Here is a 21,691-nt window from a genome sequence, read left to right on the forward strand (position 1 = left end):
TGCAGGGTCAGGTTGCCGAACTGCTGATATGCTTTGTCCAGGAGCCTGGAGAGGGTCTCCCGGATATTGGCAAAATGGCGCTCATAGTCCGAGAACAGGATGCGGTGCGCTTCGTCCAGAATCGCGATCTTCACCGTGGTGGAGCCTATATCAATGCCAAGAAATGCATTGGCATCGCCGAGAAATACATCGGCATCGCCAAGAAATGCATTGGCATCGCCGACAAGTGCATCGGCATCGCAATGAGCGGCAGTTTTTGTAGTAAATTCCATGCAAAATCATCCTTCCTGAAAATAAGCCAGTCTCAAAACTGGTAAAAGAATGCTGACATATCATGACATTCTAAGACATTATAGTACACTGCGGCACAAAATGCAAATAGATGGACGTGTAAAAAGTTTATTAAAATACTGATTTTTATATAAAAATAGGAAAAGTCTGGTTTACTTATGGAAGCGGGGATGGTAGAATACTATTATCCTGCGGGCTGCCGGAGTCCTGTTTCCAGTCTATTCGCAGGGCCCCAAGGCTATTCGACACAAGGAGTGAATGAGATGAGCAATTTTGAGAAGAGATTTGGAAAGTATGCCATCAGCAACCTTTCCCTGATACTGATCCTGTGCTATGTGGTGGGCTATGTCATCCAGATGGTCAATGGCAATTTCCTGCTGTACCTGACGCTGGATCCCTACGCCGTCCTCCACGGCCAGATCTGGAGGATCTTCACCTGGGTCATCGTGCCGCCCTCCTCGCTGGATCCCTTTACGATCATCATGCTCCTTTTCTATTACAATATCGGCACCAGTTTGGAGCGGACATGGGGGACTTATCGGTATAACGTCTATCTGTTCTCGGGCATGCTGTTCACTGTCCTGGGCAGCTTCGTGTGGCTGGGCATCCAGTTCTTCCTCTCCGGAGGCGGGGAAGGGCTTGCGGCCACCTCCCTGATCGTGTCCGCCCTGTTCAGCACCTACTATATCAATATGTCCATCTTCCTGGCCTTTGCGGCCACGTTCCCGGATGTGCAGGTGCTGCTGATGTTCATCATCCCGGTGAAGGTGAAGTGGCTGGGCATTCTGGACGGGCTGGTGCTGACATACGATTTCCTGTTCCGGGGAGGCCTGGTGACCAGGATCGTCATCCTGTCCTCCCTGCTGAACTTCGTGATATTCTTCTTTACCTCCAGGAGCCATATCCACATGTCTCCGAAGCAGATGAAGCGCAGGGCTGAGTTCAAGCAGGACATCCGGCGCAACTCCAGGGTGACCAAGCATAAGTGCGCCATTTGCGGCCAGACCGAGGACGACGATCCCAATCTGGAATTCCGGTTCTGTTCCAAATGCAATGGCAATTACGAATACTGCCAGGAGCATCTGTTCACCCATACCCATGTGAAGTGAATTCGAAAAACAAAATGAAAGGAAACGAAAAAAAGTGAATCAGGAGATCGTTTTCGCGCAGACGTTGGAGAAGGTGCGCAGGCTTGCTAGGGAGCAGGGGAACAGCATCAGGGAAGAGCAGGTGAGGGAGAGCTTCGCCGGACTGGAACTGGGGGAAGCCCAGATGGAGATGGTGTTCGACTATCTGAGGAAGCATAATGTGGGCATCGGAGAGCCCGGCGACCAGGACGCTTTTATGACGGAGGAGGAGAGGGACTATCTGCAGATGTACCTGGACGAGATAGAAGGGCTCCCCGTCTGCAGCGACGGACAGAGGACGGCCTACGCCATGTCCGTGATGGCCGGGGACAGGGCGGCCAGGCAGCAGCTGACGGAAAGCTTCCTGCGGGAGGTGGCGGACATCGCCAGGCTCTACGCGGGCCAGGGCGTGCCCCTGGAGGATCTGATCGGGGAGGGGAACGTGGCCCTGGCGGTGGGCGTGGAGATATTGGCGCAGACGGGACAGGCCCCGGGGGGAAGCTTTGACGGAAAGCCCTCGGAGGCCTGCGGCATGCTGGCCAGGCGCGTCATGGACGCCTGCGAGGAGTGCATCCGGGAGCGGGCCCACCAGGAGAAGAATGACAAAAGAATCGCCGACAGGGTGAACCGGGTGGCGGATAAGGCGGGACAGCTCTCGGAGGAGCTGCGCAGGAAGGTGACGCCGGAGGAGCTCTCCCAGGAGACCGGGCTTTCCGGGAAGGCCATCCGGGACGCCATGCGCCTGAGCGGATTCAAGATAGAGGACATCGAGACGGACAGCAAAGCCTGAGACCGTCCGGGGACAGGGCGCGGGATGTGGGCGCCGCCGGGAGACAATATGGAGAAAAAGATATACGAGGACTATAAATACAGCATGCAGGATACCGCCAGGCTTTATGTGGGGGCAAAGTATACTTTCCGGGAGCTGCTGGACGAGGATGAGATCAGCTTTAAGTTCCGTCTGATCATGGAGCGGTACATCCTTCCCGAGGCGGACAGGGAGGATACCCTGGAGACCCATCTGTACTACCTGGCCCCGGACAGCTTTCTGGTGAAGGTCTATAAGCAGATGAAGGCCCGGGTGAAGGTGAACGTCATCGAGGAAAAGAAACCCTTCTTCGGGGGAAACAGGGGGAGGACAGCTCATGTCCCGGAGAGGCGGTACGTGACGAAGCAGCTCACGGTGGAGGAGCTGGCCAGCGTCCCGCCCGCCGACAAGGAGCGGCAGGGCTACGTGATACAGGAGCTGAGCGTCAGCAAGCTGGCGCTGCTGGGATTGTGACGATGTATGACTGCAAATATATACTGCATAACGCTGAATACTGCCTAATGTAATCATGCGAATGAACCAGTCAGCGTTATGCAGTCTGGTTTCACGGCAAGCAAAATCGTTAAGCAGTATAGAATAAACAAGAGGAGCAAAAAATGAGAGTAGAAGAGTTAACGAGCTATGAAGTCATCGAGAAAAGGAAGATAGCGGACATCGACAGCATGGCCTATCTGTGCCGGCATAAGAAGACCGGGGCCAGGGTGGCATTGCTGTCCAATGACGACGACAACAAGGTGTTCTACATCGGATTCCGCACCACGCCCAAGGATTCCACCGGGGTGGCCCATATCCTGGAGCATTCCGTGCTCTGCGGCTCCAGGGAGTTCCCCATCAAGGATCCCTTCATCGAGCTGGCCAAGGGATCCTTGAACACTTTCCTGAACGCCATGACCTATCCTGACCGCACGGTGTACCCGGTGGCAAGCTGCAATGACAAGGATTTCCAGAACCTGATGCATGTCTATCTGGACGCGGTGTTCTATCCCAATATCTACGAAAACGAGGCCATCTTCCGCCAGGAGGGCTGGCATTATGAGCTGGACGAGGCGGGGAAGCTTTCCTACAATGGCGTAGTCTACAACGAGATGAAGGGGGCCTTCTCCTCCCCGGACAGCGTGCTGTACCGGGAGATCAGCACGGCCCTGTATCCCGACACCACCTATGCCTTTGAGTCCGGCGGCGACCCTGCGGCGATTCCGGAGCTGACCTATGAGCAGTTTTTGGAGTTCCACAGGACCTATTACCATCCCTCCAACAGCTATATCTACCTCTACGGCAATATGGACATGGCGGAGAAGCTGCAGTACATCGACGAGCATTACCTGTCCGCCTTCGATGCCCTGAAGGTGGAGTCTGAGGTGACGGGCCAGAAGCCCTTTGAAGGACAGGTGCGCAGGGTGAGACAGTTCCCCATCAGCGAAGGCGAGGACGTGGACGAGAACACCTATCTGGCATGGTGCAAGTCCGTGGGCGACAACCTGGACAGGGAGCTGTATGTGGCCTTCCAGGTCCTGGATTTCGTGCTCTGCACCGTGCCGGGAGCGCCCCTGAAGAAGGCGCTGATCGACAAAGGAATCGGTAAGGATGTGTTCAGCATCTATGACAATGACTTAAAGCAGCCCTACTTCAGCGTGGTGGCAAAGGGCACCTCCCTGTCTAAGGAGGAGGAGTTCCAGTCCACAATCCGGGAGACGCTTTCCGGAATAGTAGAAAAGGGTTTTGACAAAAAGGCCCTGCTGGCGGCCATCAACCATTTCGAATTCCGCTACAGGGAGGCGGATTTCGGAAGCTTCCCCAAGGGGCTGATGTACGGCCTGCAGGCCCTGGGAAGCTGGGTGTATGACGACCAAGGCCCCTTCCTCCACATCGAGGCCAACGAGACCTACGCGAAGCTGCGGGCCAGGGTGGAGGAGGGCTATTTCGAGGAGCTGGTGAAAAAGTACCTGCTGGAGAACCCCCATGGGTCCATGGTAGTCCTGGAGCCTAAGGAGGGCCTTGCCGGAGAGCAGGAGGAGAAGCTGGCAGGAGCCCTGGCGGAGATGAAAGCCAAGATGTCCCAGGAGGAGATTACAGGCATCCACAGCATGATGGACGCGCTGAACGCCTTCCGGGAGGACGTGGATTCCCCGGAGAACCTGGCGAAGATTCCCCTGCTGAACAGGGAGGACATGAAGCGGGAGGCTGCCCCCCTGATCAATGAGGAGAGGAGCCTGGCCGGGTGCCCCGGGCTGTACCATGAGGTCTTTACCAACGGCATCGGGTATCTGCGGCTGATGTTCGAGGTGAAGGACATCCCGGCGGAGTACTTCCCTTATCTCGGTATCCTGCAGAACGTGTTCTGCCATGTGGACACCGCCCATTATACCTATGGGGAGCTGAGCAATGAAATCAATCTGGCCACCGGGGAAATTGGGGTCACCTACAACAGCTACGGAAAAGTGGAGAATCCTAAGCAGTGTACCTTCACCCTGGAGGTCTACACCAAGGCGCTGTACGACAAACTGCCCAGGGCTCTGGAGCTGATGGAGGAACTGATGCTGACCAGCGATTTCTCGGACGGCAAGCGGCTGAAGGAGATTCTGGCGGAGAACAATTCCAGGTACCGGGAGTATGTGCTGGAGGCCGGGAATAGCGTGGCCCTGAACAGGGCCCTGTCTTACGGGGATGCCAGGTACGCCATGAACGATGAACTGACGGGCATAGGACAGTACCGGCTGGCTTCCGGGCTGGAGAAGGACTTTGAGGCGAACAGGGAGCTTCTGACAAAGCGCCTGGAGGGGTTGTGCAGGATGATCTTCCGCCCGGAGAACCTGCGGGTGGACTTTACTGGGGACAGGAAGGCCTTCGAGGGCCTGGAGCCCGCCATCGCCGCCCTGAAAGCGAAGCTGTACACCTGTGAGGTGGAGAAGGGCAGCTTTCTTCCGGAGGTGTCCCGGAAGAACGAGGGCTTTATGACCGCCGGGCAGGTGCAGTATGTCTGCCGGGCCGGCAATTTCCTGAACAAGGGCCTGCCCTATAAGGGGGCGCTGCGTGTGCTGCAGGTGATGATGGGATATGAGTATCTGTGGACGAATATCCGGGTCAAGGGCGGCGCTTATGGATGCATGTGCGCCTTTGGAAGGACGGGAGAGTGTTTCTTCGTCTCCTACCGCGACCCGAATCTGAGCCAGACCATCGACGTGTACGAGGCGGCGGCGGACTTCATCGGCGCTTATGACGCCAACGAGAGGACGCTGACCCAGTACATCATCGGCACCTTCAGCCAGCTCGACATGCCCCTGACGGCGGCGGGCAAGGGCAGGCGCTCCAGAGAGGCCTATATGAGGGGCATCACTATGGAAATGATCCAAAAGGAGCGGGACGAGGTCATCGATGTGACGGCGGAGGACATCCGGGGCCTGGCGGCCTATATCAGGGCCTTCATGGAGGACGATTTCCTCTGCGTGGTGGGCAGCGAACAGAAGATTAAGGCAGAAGCGGATAAATTCATGAATATCGAGAACCTTTCGTAGGTTTTTTCGTCTATAAGGACAGTGGGAGCCGTACTGGTATGGCTTCTGCTGTCAGAAGCGTAGGACCGGGGCGTTTCTGACAGACAAGAGCGCCCCGGTCGTGCTGTCTTCGGACAGTGCCATCTGAGGGAGGCCGCGCCTGCCGGGAGGCGGGGAAAGAACATGGCGCAGGGCTGCACGCCCGCAAGGCGGGCAGAGGGGAGGACGGTATGGAAAAAAGAAGGATTGGCCAGAGGATACGTGGCGCGGAAGGGGCGGCAGCAAACGGATGCGCCCGCAGGCATGGAACCGGGGACGGCAGGATTCGGAGCGGAAGGGCAGGCCAGAGGATTTCCGGAACGCGGCTCCTGTGCATATTGGTGTGCATATTGACTACAATTCTATATTCCGCCTGCGGCTCGTCCAGCGGAGCGGACGGCGGCATTTTTGCGGCGACGGACAGCAAGGGCAGCGCCCAGGAAGCGGGCGTGAACGGCGCGGGCGGCGGCATGTATTCCATGGAGGAGGCTGCGGAGTACGAGGCTTATGATACCGCGGACGGCGGAACCCAGGAGGAGGGAACCGGCCAGGGCGCAGGCGTCCGGGAGGGCCGGAAGCTGATCCAGACCGTGGGCCTGGAGGTGGAGACGAAGGAATTCGAGCAGATGATGTCCTCCCTTGAGACACAGGTGGAGGAGCTGGGCGGGTACATAGAGAACATGGAGACCTACAACGGCAGCAGCTATTCCGGCTATGTGTCCTCCCGCTACGCGAACCTGACCATCCGCGTCCCAAACGGAAAGCTGGACAGCTTCCTGCAGACCGTGTCCGACATCGGCAATGTGGTCAGGCGCAATGACAGCGTGGAGGACGTGACTCTGTCCTATGTGGACATGGAGAGCCGCAGGAACACCCTGCGCACGGAGCAGGAGAGACTGCTTGCGTTCCTGGAAAAGGCGGAGACCATCGAGGAGATTATCGCCTTGGAGCAGCGCCTGTCGGAGGTGCGCTATGAGCTGGAGAGCATGGAGTCCAAGCTGCGCACCCTGGACAACCTGATAGACTACAGTACTGTCGAGCTCCATGTGTCGGAGGTCAGGGAGCTGACGGAGGTGCGCCAGGAGGAGCCTGGTCCGGGAAAAAGGATTGTGGAGGGCTTCCTGAGGAGCCTACGGGACATCGGGGACGGCCTGATGGAGTTCGCCATCTGGTTTTTGACCCATCTTCCCTATCTGGTGCTGTGGGCTGGTGGAATCGGGGTGGCCGTCCTGCTTTGGAGGAAGGCCCGCATCAGACAGCGCAGGCAGAAGGAAAACAGGCAGCGGGAGGAAGCCCGGATACAGGCCCGGACGGTCCGGATGCAGGAATGGGAGGCAGGCGCCGTGGAAAGCGCTGCGCCGGAAGCCGGGGACGGAAAAAAAGAAAATAATGAAAATAACCTGGAAAAATGACAGCGGCACAATTGATTTTTCCGGAAAGCTCTTGTATACTAGACAATAGAATCCTCTCTTGGATTCTATTGTACAGACAGATGCAGCCATAAACAAATATTGACAGACAGATGAGGTAGAAATGGAGAATAAACCTTACAAATCAGGCTTTGTCACCTTGATTGGCAGGCCGAACGTGGGAAAATCCACGCTGATGAACCATTTGATCGGGCAGAAGATCGCCATCACGTCCAGCAAGCCCCAGACCACCCGCAACCGTATCCGCACCGTGCTGACCACGGAGGAGGGTCAGATCGTGTTTGTGGACACGCCGGGCATCCACAAGTCCAAGAACAAGCTGGGCGAGTACATGGTCACCGCCGCCGAGACCACCCTGGACCAGGTGGACGTGATCCTGTGGCTGGTGGAGCCCTCCAGTTTCATCGGAGCCGGGGAGCGGCATATCATCGAGGAGCTGCAGAAGGTGAAGACCCCTGTGATCCTGGTGATCAACAAGACGGATACCGTGAAGAAGGACGAGGTGCTGTTCTTCATCGACACCTACCGCAAGGCCATAGACTGCGCGGAGATCGTGCCCGTGTCCGCCCTGAAGGGGGACAATACGGAGGAGCTGGTGAAGTGCATCTTCAAGTACCTGCCCGAGGGTCCGGCCTATTTCGACGAGGACACCATCACCGACCAGCCCATGCGGGAGATTGTGGCGGAGCTGATCCGGGAGAAGGCTCTGCGCCTGCTGGAGGACGAGGTGCCCCACGGAATCGCCGTCAGCGTGGAGTCCATGCAGGAGGCTGACAAAATCTGCCACATCGACGCGGCCATCGTCTGCGAGAAGGATTCCCACAAGGGCATCATCATCGGAAAGGGCGGCTCCATGCTCAAGAAGATCGGCAGCGAGGCCAGGCGGGAGATCGAGGAGATGCTGGAGATGCAGGTGAATCTGAAGATTTTCGTGAAAGTGCGCAAGGACTGGCGGGACAGCGACCATCTGCTGCGGAATTTCGGCTACAATCAGAAGGATATTTCTGGCAAAGATTAGAAAGACCTGCCAGATAAATCCACGAATATAAAAATCGAAAATGCAGACTCTAAGTGTGGAAAGAAGTTCTGAGCCACAGGCCGGACATCGCCGGGACGTGGCGGGAAGCTTGGTACGCAGGAGGATGCAGGAATGGAAGAAGGATACTGGAAGCAGTTCGAGAGCAGCGGGAAGGTGGAGGACTATCTGTCCTTCGTGTCCAGCGCGAGGCAGGAACAGATTAAAAAGGGCAATCATGCAGGACTATATATGGGTGACGGGAATCATACTGAAGCAGAGCCCGGTGGGGGAGTACGACAGGCGTATCAGCCTTTTGACTAAGGAGAAGGGAAAGGTGGCGGCTTTTGCCAGAGGAGCCAGAAAACCGGGCAACCGGCTGGCGGCGGCCACCAATCCCTTTTCCTTTGGGAGCTTTCGGCTCTATGAGGGCAGGAACGCCTATACGCTGGCCGAGGCGGACATCAGGAACTATTTTGAGGAACTTCGGTCCGACTACATCGGCGCCTGCTACGGCATGTATTTTGCCGAGGTGACGGACTTCTGCACCAGGGAGGGCAATGACGAGCGGGAGATGATGAAGCTGCTGTACCAGTCCCTCAGGGCGCTCTGCGCCGCGGCCCTGCCGAACCCATTGGTGCGCTGCGTCTTTGAATGCCGGGCCATGGCGGTGAACGGCGAGTTCCCCGGGGAGTTCACCAGGGAAGCCCTGGAGGGGATTCTGGGGGGCGGGATGCCGGAGGATTCCACGCTGTACGCGCTGTACTACATAACGTCCAGCCCCCTGGAGAAGCTTTACACATTCAAGGTGGCAGAAGCGGTACTGGGGCAGCTGCAGGCCGTGGCGGGCCGGTACATGAAGCGCTTTGCGGGACAGCAGCAGTTCAAAAGCCTTGAAGTTCTGCAAACTCTCTGTTGAAAAAACGGATTGTTTTTGGTACAATTACTTATGGCTTTTCGGGATAGGGGAAAAGCCGCACAGCTGTGCGCACGCAAAGCGCACAGGGGAGCATAAATATAGAAGGAAAGATTGAGGCTTAGTGCGGATGATGAGAAAATATGGAAGACTTGCGGCAGCCCTCTGCCTGTGCATCGTGTTCCTGTCGGGTTGCGGGGAGGCGAAGGTGCCGGATATCGTAGACACCCCTTCCGTGGCCGTCAGTAAGGAGGGGGAGGTCACCGTATGGCAGGTGGGGCTGTTCGATAAAGCCGACTATGTGCTCTCGGAGCTCCAGGCCATGGCCACCCAGGAAGCGGCCCAGTTCAACAGCGCCAGCGGCAGGGAGGCCGCTGTGACTGTGGACAAGGTGGAGGCGCTGGAGGACGGCAGCGGGAAGGTGGTAGTGGCATACCGGTTCGACGGCTGGGAGAGCGCCGCCGGGTTCCTGGAGGAGGAGCTGTACTTCGGGACGGCGTCCCAGGCGGCCCAGGAGGGACGCACGGCGGGCATGGCCCTGGAGGGCGTAAAGGACGGCGCGCCCTATTCGGAGGAGCAGTTGAGACAGGATGCGGACAGCAATGTAGTCATTACGGGAATCAAGGCCAACATCTACTGTCCCGGGAAGGTGACGCATGTGAGCCCGGGGGCGACGGTGAATCCGGACGGCAGCATCGACACATCGGGGACGGAAGGGCCTGTGTGCATTCTGTATCGCTGAGCCGGTCCGGCGGGCGATGCATCTGGACAATAGAAAACAGAAAGGTATGGTTTCGACATGGAAAAGACAATGGACAAAATCGTGGCCCTGGCCAAGGCCAGAGGCTTCATCTATCCGGGCTCCGAGATTTACGGCGGCCTGGCCAACACCTGGGACTACGGCAACCTGGGCGTGGAGCTGAAGAACAACGTAAAGAGGGCCTGGTGGCAGAAGTTCGTGCAGGAGAACCCCTACAACGTAGGCGTGGACTGCGCCATCCTCATGAACCCCCAGACCTGGGTGGCCAGCGGCCATCTGGGCGGCTTCTCGGATCCCCTGATGGACTGCAGGGAATGCCACGAGCGCTTCCGGGCGGATAAGCTGATCGAGGACTTCTGCGGGGAGCAGGGCATGGAGCTTACGGAGAGCGTGGACTCCTGGAGCCAGGAGCAGATGAAGGCCTTCGTGGAGGAGCATAATATTCCCTGCCCCAGCTGCGGCAAGCACAATTTTACGGACATCCGTCAGTTCAATCTGATGTTCAAGACCTTCCAGGGCGTCACGGAGGACGCCAAGAGCGTAGTCTATCTGCGGCCTGAGACGGCCCAGGGCATCTTCGTGAACTTCAAGAACGTCCAGAGGACTTCCCGGAAGAAGATTCCTTTCGGCATCGGCCAGATAGGCAAGGCCTTCCGCAACGAGATCACGCCGGGCAACTTCACCTTCCGCACCCGGGAGTTCGAGCAGATGGAGCTGGAGTTCTTCTGCGAGCCCGGCACGGATCTGGAGTGGTTCCAGTACTGGAGAGGCTTCTGCAGGGACTGGCTGATTTCCTTAGGCATCAAGGAGGACGAGATGCGCCTGCGCGACCACAGCCCCGAGGGGCTGTGCTTCTACAGCAAGGGCACTACAGACATCGAATTCCTCTTCCCCTTCGGCTGGGGCGAGCTGTGGGGCATCGCCGACAGGACGGATTATGACCTGAGCCAGCATGCCAATACCTCCGGGGAGGACATGACCTATTTCGACGACGAGAAGAAGGAGAAGTACATACCCTATGTGGTAGAACCTTCTCTGGGCGCGGACAGAGTGGTGCTGGCCTTCCTGTGCGCGGCCTACGACGAGGAGGAACTGGAGGGCGGCGACATGCGCACCGTGCTGCGCTTCCATCCCGCCCTGGCGCCTGTGAAGATTGGCGTGCTGCCCCTGTCCAAGAAGCTGGGCGAGGGCGCGGAGAAGATTTACGCCCAGCTTTGCAAAAAGTACAACTGCGAGTATGACGATAGGGGCAACATCGGCAAGCGGTACCGCCGCCAGGATGAAATCGGCACGCCCTTCTGCGTGACCTACGACTTCGACTCCGAGACGGACGGCTGCGTCACCGTGCGCTTTAGGGATTCCATGGAGCAGGAGAGGGTGGCGATCGGCGAGCTGGATGCCTATTTTGCGGATAAGTTCGTGTTTTAGGAAATGGGTGGATTACGGGGGCAGAAGCGTTCTTCTGCCCCTTTTTATATGCGCGGGCCGTGCGCAAAGCGCCATGGCGCTTGAAATATGCCGCCAAGGCGGCGCGTGGGCCGCACGGCGAGCAGGGGAAGGCCTTCCACTGCTCGATTGTGTGGACGCGGGTTGACAGACCGGGCGGCAGCGGAAGGAGAGGCTTGATATGAACCGAGAGGAAGCGTTTCGGATACTTGGCATTGAGGCTACAAAGGACGAGAGGGCGCTGAAGGGCGCTTACAGGGGGAAGCTGACGGTGACGAACCCGGAGGACGATCCGGAGGGCTTCAAGAGATTGCGGAGGGCCTATGAGGAGGCCTGCAGATACGCCAGAGAGACGGAAGATGCGGAGGGGGACGAGCAGGAGCCCCCCAGGGACACCACCCCCTCGGGCCTGTGGCTGGAGCGGGCCGTGGAGATATACGGAAATATCCGTTCCAGACAGGACGTGAAGCTCTGGAAGGCCCTGTTTGACGATGATGTGTTCCTGTCCCTGGAGGAGGAAGAGAACTGCCGGGAGAAGCTGCTGCGATTCCTGACGGAGCATTTCAAGCTGCCCACGGAAGTCTGGAAGCTGTTCGACAGGCGGCTGGCCATCGTGAAGGACGCGAAGCTCCTGCGGGAGAGGTTCCCGGCCAACTTCGTATATTTCATCGCGGGCCGGTGCGAACGGGGGGAGGATCTGGACTTCACCCAGTTCCGGGGGCCGGAGGACGGGGATTACGACCGGTTCCTGGAGTGTTACGACCGCTGCTGGCAGGCGCTGCACGAGGACAGGCTGGAGGAGGCTAAGCGCTGCCTGGAGGAGGCGGACGCCACGGGCATCCGGCATCCGGTGGTGGAGGTGAGCCGGGCCAATGTGCTGGTGCGGCAGGGAAGAATCGGGGAGGCTGTGGACTTGCTGGAGAGGGAGCTGGCCGAATACCCGGGGGATCCTATGATCTCCTACAATTTCGCAGAAATCCTCTGGAGCCAGAAGGACAACGGCAGCTACAGGAGGCGGGCGGCGGGACTCTACCAGGAGCTGAAGGCGGAGAACGACAGCCATTACATGGCCAACGCCCGGCTGGCCGAATGGCATTATGAGGAGGGGCGCTTCCGGGAGGCCAAGAAATGCGCGGAGCGGGTGCTGACAGCAGGGGCGGACGATGGGTTCATGGAGCTCCTGGCCAAGATCAACAGCGAACTGGAAAAGGGGCTAGAAGCCGGATACCGGGAGCGCGGAGACTGGGAGAGCGGCCTGGAGCTTTGCTGGTGCTACCTGCAGGACGGCAGAACCGCCCGGGGCATCCGGCTGGCCCTTGGGCTGGAGGGGAAGCTGCCTCCGGAAAAGGAGGCGGAGTATTACGGGCTCATGGCGAAGCTCTATACGGAGGAGGCCGATTATGAGGAGGCCATAGCCATGACCAGGCACTGGGAGCCAGCCCTGGAGGCCAAGATGGCGAAAAACGCCGGCGCAGACGAGAATGAGGATAGAAAAGACAGAGACAGGCTGCGGCAGACCCGCCTGATCCGGATGCAGTGCTGCCACAGCCTGGGCTACAGGGACAGGGAGAAATTCGCCCTGGCGATCGAGGAGGGCAAGAGCATCCTCACAGGGAGCGCGAAGGACGTGGGCGTCCTGCTGGAAATGGCTCAGATCTATACGGCCATGGAGGAGTATGAGCTGAGCCTGGAGGTATGCCGGCGGCTGATAGAGGAATTCCAGGTCTTCGCGGCGTATGCCTCCATGCTGGAAGCCTACAGGCGGCAGCTTGACGCCGCAGGCGTAGTCAGAGCTGCCGGACAGTGCATGCGGTATTTTCCCGGCTTCGTGAAGTCCTATGAGTACCTGGCCAAGGTGTATCTGGATTTGAACCGGCGGGAGGATTTCGACAAGGTGTATGAGGATGCCCAGAAGAACGGAGCGGGCAGCGTGCTCCTGGATGCCTACCGTTTCCAGATGCGGGAGGAGGTCATGGACATCAGCCGGCTCAACGAGAAGCTGAAGGAATTCCGGCGCAGCTACTTCAAGCATGTGGAGGAGGGGAAGGAGGAATATTACGAGAAGGGGCTTCCCATCCTGACGGAATATTTATATCATTATCCCGATGATTTCATGCTGGTGGAGCGGGCGCTGTTCCACAGGGCCGCCCATCGCCTGGAGGAGGCCAGGGAGGATTTCGAGAAGGCCCTCTACATCAACCCATCCAACCCCTATGCCCTGAACGGCTTAAGCTTCACCTACAAATACCAGGGGGACTATGAGCGGGCCCTGGTCTGCCTGAAAAAGGCCATCCTGTACATGGATCAGGAGATGTCCCCTGTCATCTACGCGGACATGGGGAACCTCTATGCCCTGCTGGGGGATGCCGGGGCGGCATATAAGGCCTATCGCCGGTACGAGGAGACAGCGGGGGAGAGCAGGAGCAACTGGTTCGGCGACAACCTGGCCGAATTCGCCATGCGGGCGGGCAGGGTGGAAGAGGCTGCGTCCATCTATGAGCGGTTCTACGCGAAGGATAACTGGACGCGGCATGAGCGGCTGGTGAAGCTGTACCTGGCCGCAGGGGAGAAGGAGATGGCGCGGCAGACGCTCCGGCAGTGGAAGAGGGAGCTTGGCGGCAGGCTCAGGGAAGCCGTTCTGGATTTCCTGAAAAGGGGTTCATCGGACGGCGCCGGGAAACGGAATAGGGTCTCCTATCCGGCATATTATTGCTGCAGGGGCTGGTGGGAGCTGCTGTACGGCAGCAAAGGCGGCGCGGTGCGGGCCTTCGGGAGGATGTTCCGCAACGGCCTGACAGAGAAGACCATGGAGGGGAAGATCTGCGATGCCGTCTTCGCCTGCATCCTCTGCGGGAATGAGGAGAAGGGTAAAAGGTACGCGGCCAGGCTTCAGGCCTGGCTGGACAGGGAAGGGACTGTGGGCAGGCGCAAATACTATAACCGACAGAAAGGGCACCTGCAGATGGAGTTCCTGGCGGCCTATTACACAGAGACGCCACAGAAGCTGCAGGAACTGCTGGATACGGAAGACAGATGCGAAATATGCCATTTCTGTACCAGCCCGCTGTGCAGGGAGCTGGAGGGCGCTAGGATCCTGCTCCTGCTGCGGACGGGGAGGCGCCAGGAGGCGGAGGAACGTCTGTTGCGGAATCTGCAGGTGCAGCCATGGGACGAGTATATGCTGGCTATCAGGCATGTGGCGTTTGGGGGGTGAGGCCATTCATATAAAAAAGTTCGCCTTACTGTCATGTTAGGCGAACTTTTTATTGCTTCTAATATTTTATGCCCAATGTGTGGGCAGTGCAAGTCTAAATTTATTCCCGCGAGCAATGAGCCAAGCGGCCGTGCTTGCACGGCCAGTTGGCGAATGCCGCGAGGGTCAAATACCCCGCTGCTCTGCAGCGTTGCAAGATTGATACCCCGTTGCTTGCAGCGGGGTATTTGATTGTCTGTATAATGGGGTTAAAATCCTCGCCGTAAGGCGAAACCAGGTCAACAGTCTTGTCTCATTGTGCATGATGATAGTATTGGGGGGATGATGACGCTGACAAAAAACTATTGACAATCCCCCACACATGTATTATCCTATCCCTAAAGCAATTTATCTAAACTCTGTTTCTTTCTGATGTCAAATGGCATTTCTGCCGTTTTTCACTGGAAAAAGCGCAACTGTAGACATGAAAGGAATGAAAAATGCGGCAGGGATGGGGAGCCAGATTCCGCGGTCCCGGCCCCGAAAAGGAGGATTCATGGGAGCGGAGAACAACGCGATGCTGTCCTATCTGGATGACGACAAACGATTCGCCGACCTGTTCAACCAGCTATATTTCAAGGGACGGCAGGTGGTGGACGCGGAAGAGCTGGCGGAGGCATCGGAAGTATATCATGGGAAGCCGGGAGAGAAAGGCAATCAGCGGACGCGCGACATCAAGAGGCGGCTGAAGTCCGGCAAGGAATTGAAAATCCTGGCAGTGGAGAGCCAGAGCGATGTGAACTACATCATGCCCTGGCGCGTCATGGATTACGACTGCCGGGAATATGGGAAGCAGATACGGGGAGCCCAGAGGGCGAACCGGGAACTGGCCAGACAGGGGAAGCGGGTCTATACGAAGGATGGGGAGCGGCTGAGCGAAGTGCGGAAAGAGGAGCGTTTCGCGCCTGTCTACACATTGTGCCTGTACCATGGGGCGGAGGACTGGGACGGCCCCAGGAGCCTGAAGGACATGATGGATTTCGGGGAGGATTCGCAGGGACGCGGGGACGAAGAGGCATGGAGGGACTGCTTTGCGGATTATCCCATGCGCCTCGTGTGTGCTAATGAGCTTGCGGACTGCTCAGGTTTCCGGACATCGCTGCGGGAGCTGTTCGCCATCTTGTTCTGCCGCAGGGACAAGGAGCGGCTGAAAGAGCTCCTGGACAGAGAGTCGGCCTATCAGAATATGGACGAAGAGACTGCCCAGACCCTGGGAGTGTTGATGGGGATAAAGGGATTTGCCCAAAACAGTAAGAGATATAGGACAGAGAAAGGAGAATACGATATGTGCCAGGCAATCAGGGAGATGGTGGAGGATAGCAGGATGGCGGGAAAGGCTGAGGGAATCGCCGAAGGAGAGGCCCGTGGAAAGGCAGCGGGAAAGGCCGAGGGCAGCGCCGGCCAGATAATCGAAATCATAGAAAATATCATGAAGGAGCTGCAGTGCTCCCTGGAGAAAGCCTGTAAGGTAGCCGGGAAGACCGTGTCGGAGTACCGGCAGTCGGAGCAGATATGCGGGAAAGTATAGATTTTCTCAGGAGGATGCCGGCACTGTTCAGCCATGCGGTTTGTGCCCTCAGGGAATGGGATTTGCCAGGAGGACGCATGACCGGCGCCCGCGGCTGAGGGAAGTGCTGGTTCGTTTCCAGAGCGGAATAGGAGGTATGATTATGAAAAAGAAAATAATGTTGCCGTTGGCGGTTATGGTGCTGCTTCTTTCCGCAGGCTGCGGAAAGACGGATGAGGGCTCCACGCAGGTGCCGACAGCAGTGAAGCTTTCGGAAGACGAGGCTGGAGAAGGGCAGTCCGGGGAGGGGCCGTCTGTGGATTTTGCTTCGGAGGATCCGTCTGGCGGAGAGGCTACCGGGGAGAATCCCCAGGAGGGAGGACGGCAGCCGGAGGGGCTGGAGACTGCTCAGCCCGGGAGCGGATTGGACGGCGCGGAGACAGGGTTCCGCTTCGAGGATTTGTCCGACAGGGTATTCTATTTCAGCAGCGGTGCGGGAGCCTGGTTCACGGAGCTTCGCATCCGCAGCGACGGTTCTTTCGAGGGGCTGTATCAGGATGCGGACATGGGGGTTACGGGGGATGGCTATCCGAACGGCACCTTATATTATTGTGAGTTTTCCGGGACTTTCGACCAGTTGGAGAAAGTGGACGGCTTCACGTACAAAATGAACCTGTCAACCATCTCCTTCAAGCGTGAGCCGGAGATAGAGGAAATCGTCGATGGGGTCCGCTATATTTATTCCGGTGCCTATGGGCTGGACGGAGAGGAATTCTATCTGTATCTTCCGGGATCCAAGCTGGCCGATCTGCCCCAGGCCTTTCGGGAGTGGGTGGGATATTATGATTTGGAGGCTGTCCAGGAAGAGGAGCTGAGCTTCTATGGGCTATACAATGCGGACGGAGAGCTGGGCTTCTCCAGCAGCGTCTATGTGGAGCAGAGCCTTTCCGAGAGGATCGCCATGGAGATTTCCTATGCCGAGGAGCGGGAAAAGGAAGTGGAGAAGATGCAGAAGGAAGCCGTTACGCAGACGGAGATGAACGAGTCCGCTGCGGAACTGTACCGGCTGTGGGATGACACCTTGAATGTGGTGTGGAGGCTGCTGGAAGCAGATTTGGATACGGCGGACATGGAGGCCCTGCGGGAAGAGGAAATGGAATGGATCGCATCCAAGGACGCGGAAGTGCAGGCCGCCGGGCAGGAGCATAAGGGCGGAAGCGCGCAGCCGCTGGACGAAGCGATGAAAGCGGCAGAACTGACCAAAGCAAGGGTATATGAGCTGGCAAAGTACGCGGAGGGAAGGTGAAGGCTGAGTGGGGGCAGATTGGCCGGTCATTATTCAGAAGCTCCTTCTGCCGTCAGCGCCCCCGCCTCTGTGTATATCATGCCGCGCTTTCCACGGTCAGACCTCATCAGTGAGATGGACTCCACGGCTGCGGAAACATTTTCAGTGCTCAGGGGCGGCATGGAAGAACCGGATGCCTTCCGTAGCAGCGTGATATGGGGAGAAAATTTCTTCCTGTCAAACGGGATGCCGTTTTCAGCAAGTGCGCGTCTGATTCTCCGCACGACTGCGTCCAGAGCGGGAGAGTGACTGATTCCGGCCCACCACAAATCGCCGTAGGAGCCGATGCCGTCCAGAGAGATGGTAAACGGTGTGATTCCGGCTCAGCTGTTTAAGAGAAGGGAGAATATAACGTGTGCCAGGCCATAAGAGAGATGATGGAGGACAGCAGAATGGAAGGAATCGTTGAAGGAGAAGCCCGAGGAGAAGCCCGGGGGGAAGCCAAGGGCAGCGTCAGCCAGATAATCGAGATTATAGAAAACATCATGAGTGAGCTGCAGTGCTCCCTGGAGAAGGCCTGCAAGGTGGCCGGGAAGACCGTGTCCGAGTACCGGCAGTCGGAGCAGATATGCGGGAAAGTATAAATTTTTTCCAATCCGAATTTTTAACGTGAATAAGTCCGGCAATTGTGCTATACTGGTATTCAATGGGCTGATATCCGCAAGGGGCAGGCGTTTTCCCCTAGATTCATACGCCCTACAGCGGCATCATGGAGGTAAGCATGATAGTAGGAATCGACTTAGGTACGACCAACAGTTTGATAGCATATTTTACGGAAGAAGGGCCGAAGATCATTCCCAACAGGCTGGGGAAGAGCCTCACGCCTTCGGTGGTCAGCGTGGACAGGGAGGGGAATGTGTACGTGGGGGAGACGGCCCGGGAGCGCATGAGCCTCTACCCGGACACCGTGGCGGAGACCTTCAAGCGCAGCATGGGCACGGAGCGGGACTACATATTGAGCGGGAAGCACTTCCGGCCGGAGGAGCTGTCCAGCCTGGTGCTGCGCGCGCTGAAGGAGGACGCGGAAAGCTTCCTGGGGGAGGAGGTCACCGAGGCTGTCATCAGCGTGCCCGCCTACTTCGACGACAAGCGCAGAAAGGCCACCAAGCGCGCCGGGGAGCTGGCGGGCCTGAAGGTGGAGCGGATGATTTCGGAGCCCACCGCCGCCGCGGTGGCATACGGCCTGTATGACAAGACCAAGGACACCCGGTTCCTGGTGTTCGACTTAGGGGGCGGCACCTTTGACGTGTCCATCCTGGAGCTGTACCACAACATCCTGGAAGTCCGTGCCGTGGCCGGGGACAATTATCTGGGCGGCGAGGACTTTACGGAGGCGATGGCGAAGCTTTTCCTGCAGAAGGCGAAGCTGCAGCTGCAGAACCTTTCCGAGAAGGAGCAGGTGCGCCTGTTCCGGGAGGCGGAGAAGGCAAAATGCGCCATTAACGACAATGATGTAGTCTCCATGGGCTTTTTATATAAAGAAGAAAGCCTGGAGCAAAAGATTACATATAAGGAGTACGAAGAGGCCTGCGAGGAGCTTCTGATGAAAATCAGGGAACCTGTGAAGAAGAGCCTGGCGGACGCGGGGCTGAAGCTTTCGGACATCGACGAGGTGCTGCTGATCGGCGGAGCCACCAGGCTGAACATCGTACGGGATTTCCTGATACGTCTGTTCCGCAAGTTCCCGGACACCAGAATGAACCCGGACGAGACCGTGGCACTGGGGGCGGCGGTGCAGGCGGCCATGAAGGAGCGCAGGGAGGAGGTGAAGGAGGTCATCCTGACGGATGTGTGCTCCTTTACCCTGGGCACCGAGGTGGTGGTGGAATACGATGAGGGGAAATATGAAGACGGCAGGTTCTGCCCCATCATCGAGCGCAATACGGTCATCCCCGCCAGCCACACGGAGCGGCTCTACACCGCCCGGGACAATCAGAGCAAGGTGCGCGTCCGGGTGCTGCAGGGGGAGAGCCGCTTTGCCAGGAACAACCTGTTCCTGGGGGAGCTGGAGATTGACATCCCCAAGGGGCCCAAAGGCCGGGAGTCCGTGGACGTGACCTATACATACGACATCAATTCCCTGCTGGAGGTGGAAGTCATGGTGGTGTCCACGGGAGAGAGCCGGAAAATGGTCATCAAGGGCCAGGACAACGAGATGACAGAGGAGGAAATCCGAAAGCGCATGGAGGAACTGGCCTATCTGAAGATTCAGCCCAGGGACTACGAGGAGAACCGGCTGGTGCTGACCAGGGCGGAGCGGATGTACGAGGAGACCCTGGGGGAGCGCAGGCGCGTGCTTGACCGGTACATCACGGCCTTTGAGGCGGCGCTGAAAGGTGGAGACCACGATGAGATTATGGAGACGCGGGAGGCGCTGAACGAGGTGCTGGAGGAGGACAACGAAGAGTGAGCGGTCAGAGGGCTGACATCAAGGTCGTGCTCGGGCCCAGGACGGCGGAGCATGTAAGGATTTATTGGGAGAAGACCCAGGACGAAGAAATCAGGAAGAGGATTCCTCTGCAGGACATCTCTCTGGAGGAGGCGCTGAGACAGTTCGAAGCATCCAGGCAGCCCGACGCCACCAGCTTTGGCATGTGCATCGGGGCGGACGGCGATTACGTGGGGGATGTGTGGTGCTATGGCATCGATGAAGCTGAGGAAGAGATGGCCATGTTCAGCTTCCTGATTTTTGAAAAGCGTCTGTGGGGGAAAGGCGTGGGCAGTCAGGCAGCTAGGCTTTTCTGCCAGGAGGTCTTTTCCCGCTATGCAATCCGCAGACTGGGCGCTTTTGCCTATGCGGAGAACGTCTGTTCCCTGCGGGCGCTGGAGAAGGCTGGATTTCGGGAAAAGGAGCGCTTTCTGGAAGAGGGGCGGCTTTCGGTTTACATGGAGTGGAGGAAGCCTCCTGCCGATTAGCGGCAAGAGCGCCGGGACGGACTGGGGTTCTCCAGGCTACAGGCCGGGAGGAGGCCCGGGTGCGGCGCTCAGGGTAGCCGTTTCCGGATTCTAAAGCTTATGGAACTCCGGATTTCGCTTCTCGAAGACGCAATAATACTGGAACCCGCATTCTCTCAGGACTTCCGCCGCCCGGCCAAAGGAATCCCCGATATGGGCTGTATCATGGGAGTCCGAGCCGATGGTGACGATTTCCCCTCCCAGCTCCCGATAGCGCTTCAGCGCGTCCATGCAGGGATGGAAATCCCGCATCCCTTTCTTGATTCCGCCGGTGTTCAGCTCGATGCCTTTGCCCTTGTCCAGCAGTTCTTTCAGAATATCGTCGAAGATGTCACGGTATGCCGAATAAGAATATCCTTCGTCCTTTCCCGGCGCATAGCGCACCGCATAGTCCAGATGCCCATAGACATCGAAATTAGAGAATTTCCGGATATTCTCCAGCGTGGACTGGAAATATTCCCCCAAAGCCTCCTCTTTGCTGCGCCCCTGGAAGAAATCGGGATAATAGACGTCCTTGCCGTGGCAGATATGGGAGGAGCCGATGATGAAGTCGAATTCATAGGACTTGGCGTAGACGGCGTTCTTCCGCAGCGCTTCAGGCTGCAGCCCCAGCTCCACTCCGAAGAGCAGGCGTATCTTCCCGGCGTATTTTTCCTTCAGCCGGGCCAGGTCATAGAGGTAAGGGTCGGTGTCCAGCAGGAAGATATTCCCCTCCAGCCCCTCCCGGTCGGGATAGTCGAAATCCTGATGCTCCGTGAAGCACATGGTCTCCAGGCCCTGTGCGATTCCCTGTAGCACCATCTCCTCCATGGGGGTGTGGGAATCGCCGGAAAATGAGGAATGTAAGTGGCAGTCTGCTATGATTGGCATGGCGTTCTCCTTTCGGTTTTAGATTTCCGTATCGTGAACCCTATGATGATTATTATATCATCTTTTGCCCTGTTGGCTATCCTATTTCTAAACAATCTGTAAAATTTCCGAAATTATGGCAATTATTTTTCATTTACATCTTGAATTCTCCTTCAAGATTGGGTAAAATAGCCTTGTTGATAAAAGTTTGACAATCCGGCATGTCCCGCAAAAATCGGACAAGGGTTGCCGAAACACATAAAAATATTAGGAGGGAACTAAAATGGCAGTAAGAGTAGCAATCAATGGTTTTGGCCGTATTGGCCGTCTGGCATTCAGGCAGATGTTCGATGCTGAGGGGTATGAGGTAGTTGCTATCAACGACCTGACCAGCCCCAAGATGCTGGCTCACCTGTTGAAGTATGACTCTTCTCAGGG

At 57.5% G+C, this 21,691-nt stretch carries 19 protein-coding genes and 1 pseudogene; 17 read left to right on the forward strand and 3 right to left on the reverse strand.

The window, feature by feature from the left end; genetic code table 11:
• Positions 1–272, reverse strand: a pseudogene (locus tag Q2B33_RS15430) (hypothetical protein); the annotation flags it as partial.
• Between the two features lie 273 nt (positions 273–545).
• On the opposite strand from Q2B33_RS15430, the gene Q2B33_RS15435 reads away from it, so the two are divergent.
• The 13 genes from Q2B33_RS15435 to Q2B33_RS15495 all read left to right on the forward strand — a co-directional run bounded on the left by Q2B33_RS15435 (position 546) and on the right by Q2B33_RS15495 (position 17,410).
• On the forward strand, positions 546–1,400 hold the full coding sequence (locus Q2B33_RS15435) for a hypothetical protein (RefSeq protein WP_296476246.1): 855 nt from the start codon (positions 546–548) through the stop codon (positions 1,398–1,400).
• Positions 1,401–1,434: 34 nt separating this feature from the next.
• Positions 1,435–2,208 carry a hypothetical protein gene (locus tag Q2B33_RS15440; protein WP_300565604.1) on the forward strand — a complete coding sequence of 258 codons (774 nt, stop codon included), beginning with the start codon at positions 1,435–1,437 and terminating at the stop codon, positions 2,206–2,208.
• 48 nt (positions 2,209–2,256) lie between these two features.
• Positions 2,257–2,700 carry a hypothetical protein gene (locus Q2B33_RS15445; RefSeq protein WP_300565606.1) on the forward strand — a complete coding sequence of 148 codons (444 nt, stop codon included), beginning with the start codon at positions 2,257–2,259 and terminating at the stop codon, positions 2,698–2,700.
• A gap of 143 nt (positions 2,701–2,843) precedes the next feature.
• A complete protein-coding gene (locus tag Q2B33_RS15450; RefSeq protein WP_300783737.1) occupies positions 2,844–5,759 on the forward strand; it encodes an insulinase family protein in 2,916 nt (971 codons plus the stop codon).
• A 209-nt stretch (positions 5,760–5,968) separates the two neighbouring features.
• A complete protein-coding gene (locus Q2B33_RS15455; RefSeq protein ID WP_300565611.1) occupies positions 5,969–7,189 on the forward strand; it encodes a DUF4349 domain-containing protein in 1,221 nt (406 codons plus the stop codon).
• 121 nt (positions 7,190–7,310) lie between these two features.
• Complete coding sequence (era, locus tag Q2B33_RS15460) at positions 7,311–8,225, forward strand: GTPase Era (RefSeq protein WP_300565613.1); 915 nt, start codon at positions 7,311–7,313, stop codon at positions 8,223–8,225.
• 132 nt (positions 8,226–8,357) lie between these two features.
• Positions 8,358–8,546: a hypothetical protein gene (locus Q2B33_RS15465; RefSeq protein WP_300565615.1), complete on the forward strand. Its 189-nt coding sequence runs from the start codon at positions 8,358–8,360 to the stop codon at positions 8,544–8,546.
• Complete coding sequence (gene recO / locus Q2B33_RS15470) at positions 8,461–9,141, forward strand: DNA repair protein RecO (RefSeq protein WP_300565617.1); 681 nt, start codon at positions 8,461–8,463, stop codon at positions 9,139–9,141. The genes Q2B33_RS15465 and recO overlap by 86 nt, the downstream gene beginning before the upstream one ends.
• A 127-nt stretch (positions 9,142–9,268) precedes the next feature.
• A complete protein-coding gene (locus Q2B33_RS15475) occupies positions 9,269–9,880 on the forward strand; it encodes a hypothetical protein (protein WP_300565619.1) in 612 nt (203 codons plus the stop codon).
• A gap of 57 nt (positions 9,881–9,937) precedes the next feature.
• Complete coding sequence (locus Q2B33_RS15480) at positions 9,938–11,326, forward strand: glycine--tRNA ligase (protein ID WP_300565621.1); 1,389 nt, start codon at positions 9,938–9,940, stop codon at positions 11,324–11,326.
• Between the two features lie 199 nt (positions 11,327–11,525).
• Positions 11,526–14,558, forward strand: a complete 3,033-nt coding sequence (locus tag Q2B33_RS15485) for a tetratricopeptide repeat protein (RefSeq protein WP_300565623.1) — start codon at positions 11,526–11,528, stop codon at positions 14,556–14,558.
• A gap of 535 nt (positions 14,559–15,093) precedes the next feature.
• A complete protein-coding gene (locus Q2B33_RS15490) occupies positions 15,094–16,125 on the forward strand; it encodes a hypothetical protein (RefSeq protein ID WP_300565625.1) in 1,032 nt (343 codons plus the stop codon).
• Between the two features lie 142 nt (positions 16,126–16,267).
• A complete protein-coding gene (locus tag Q2B33_RS15495) occupies positions 16,268–17,410 on the forward strand; it encodes a lysozyme inhibitor LprI family protein (RefSeq protein WP_300565627.1) in 1,143 nt (380 codons plus the stop codon).
• Between the two features lie 29 nt (positions 17,411–17,439).
• Here Q2B33_RS15495 and Q2B33_RS24730 read toward each other — a convergent pair whose 3' ends face one another.
• Positions 17,440–17,766, reverse strand: coding sequence for a 2'-5' RNA ligase family protein (locus tag Q2B33_RS24730; RefSeq protein ID WP_369124246.1), 327 nt, complete (start codon positions 17,764–17,766; stop codon positions 17,440–17,442).
• Positions 17,767–17,841: 75 nt separating this feature from the next.
• Here Q2B33_RS24730 and Q2B33_RS15500 point away from each other — a divergent pair, with 75 nt between their 5' ends.
• From Q2B33_RS15500 to Q2B33_RS15510, 3 genes are all read left to right on the forward strand, one after another.
• Positions 17,842–18,033: a hypothetical protein gene (locus tag Q2B33_RS15500; protein ID WP_300565629.1), complete on the forward strand. Its 192-nt coding sequence runs from the start codon at positions 17,842–17,844 to the stop codon at positions 18,031–18,033.
• A gap of 137 nt (positions 18,034–18,170) precedes the next feature.
• Positions 18,171–19,859, forward strand: a complete 1,689-nt coding sequence (locus tag Q2B33_RS15505) for an Hsp70 family protein (protein ID WP_300565630.1) — start codon at positions 18,171–18,173, stop codon at positions 19,857–19,859.
• On the forward strand, positions 19,856–20,365 hold the full coding sequence (locus Q2B33_RS15510) for a GNAT family N-acetyltransferase (RefSeq protein WP_300565632.1): 510 nt from the start codon (positions 19,856–19,858) through the stop codon (positions 20,363–20,365). Before Q2B33_RS15505 ends, Q2B33_RS15510 begins: the two co-directional genes overlap by 4 nt.
• A gap of 90 nt (positions 20,366–20,455) precedes the next feature.
• Here the strand turns inward: Q2B33_RS15510 and Q2B33_RS15515 are convergent, their stop codons facing one another.
• The gene (locus tag Q2B33_RS15515) at positions 20,456–21,274 is read right to left on the reverse strand and encodes a histidinol-phosphatase HisJ family protein (protein WP_300565634.1); all 819 of its coding nucleotides are present in this window, start codon (positions 21,272–21,274) and stop codon (positions 20,456–20,458) included.
• 262 nt (positions 21,275–21,536) lie between these two features.
• Between Q2B33_RS15515 and Q2B33_RS15520 the strand changes: the two genes are divergently transcribed.
• Positions 21,537–21,691 (forward strand): glyceraldehyde 3-phosphate dehydrogenase NAD-binding domain-containing protein (locus Q2B33_RS15520; protein ID WP_300822731.1); only part of this gene is annotated, 155 nt, incomplete at its 3' end.

Origin of the sequence: uncultured Acetatifactor sp., assembly GCF_948601915.1 — a bacterium.
GTDB lineage: Bacteria > Bacillota > Clostridia > Lachnospirales > Lachnospiraceae > Acetatifactor.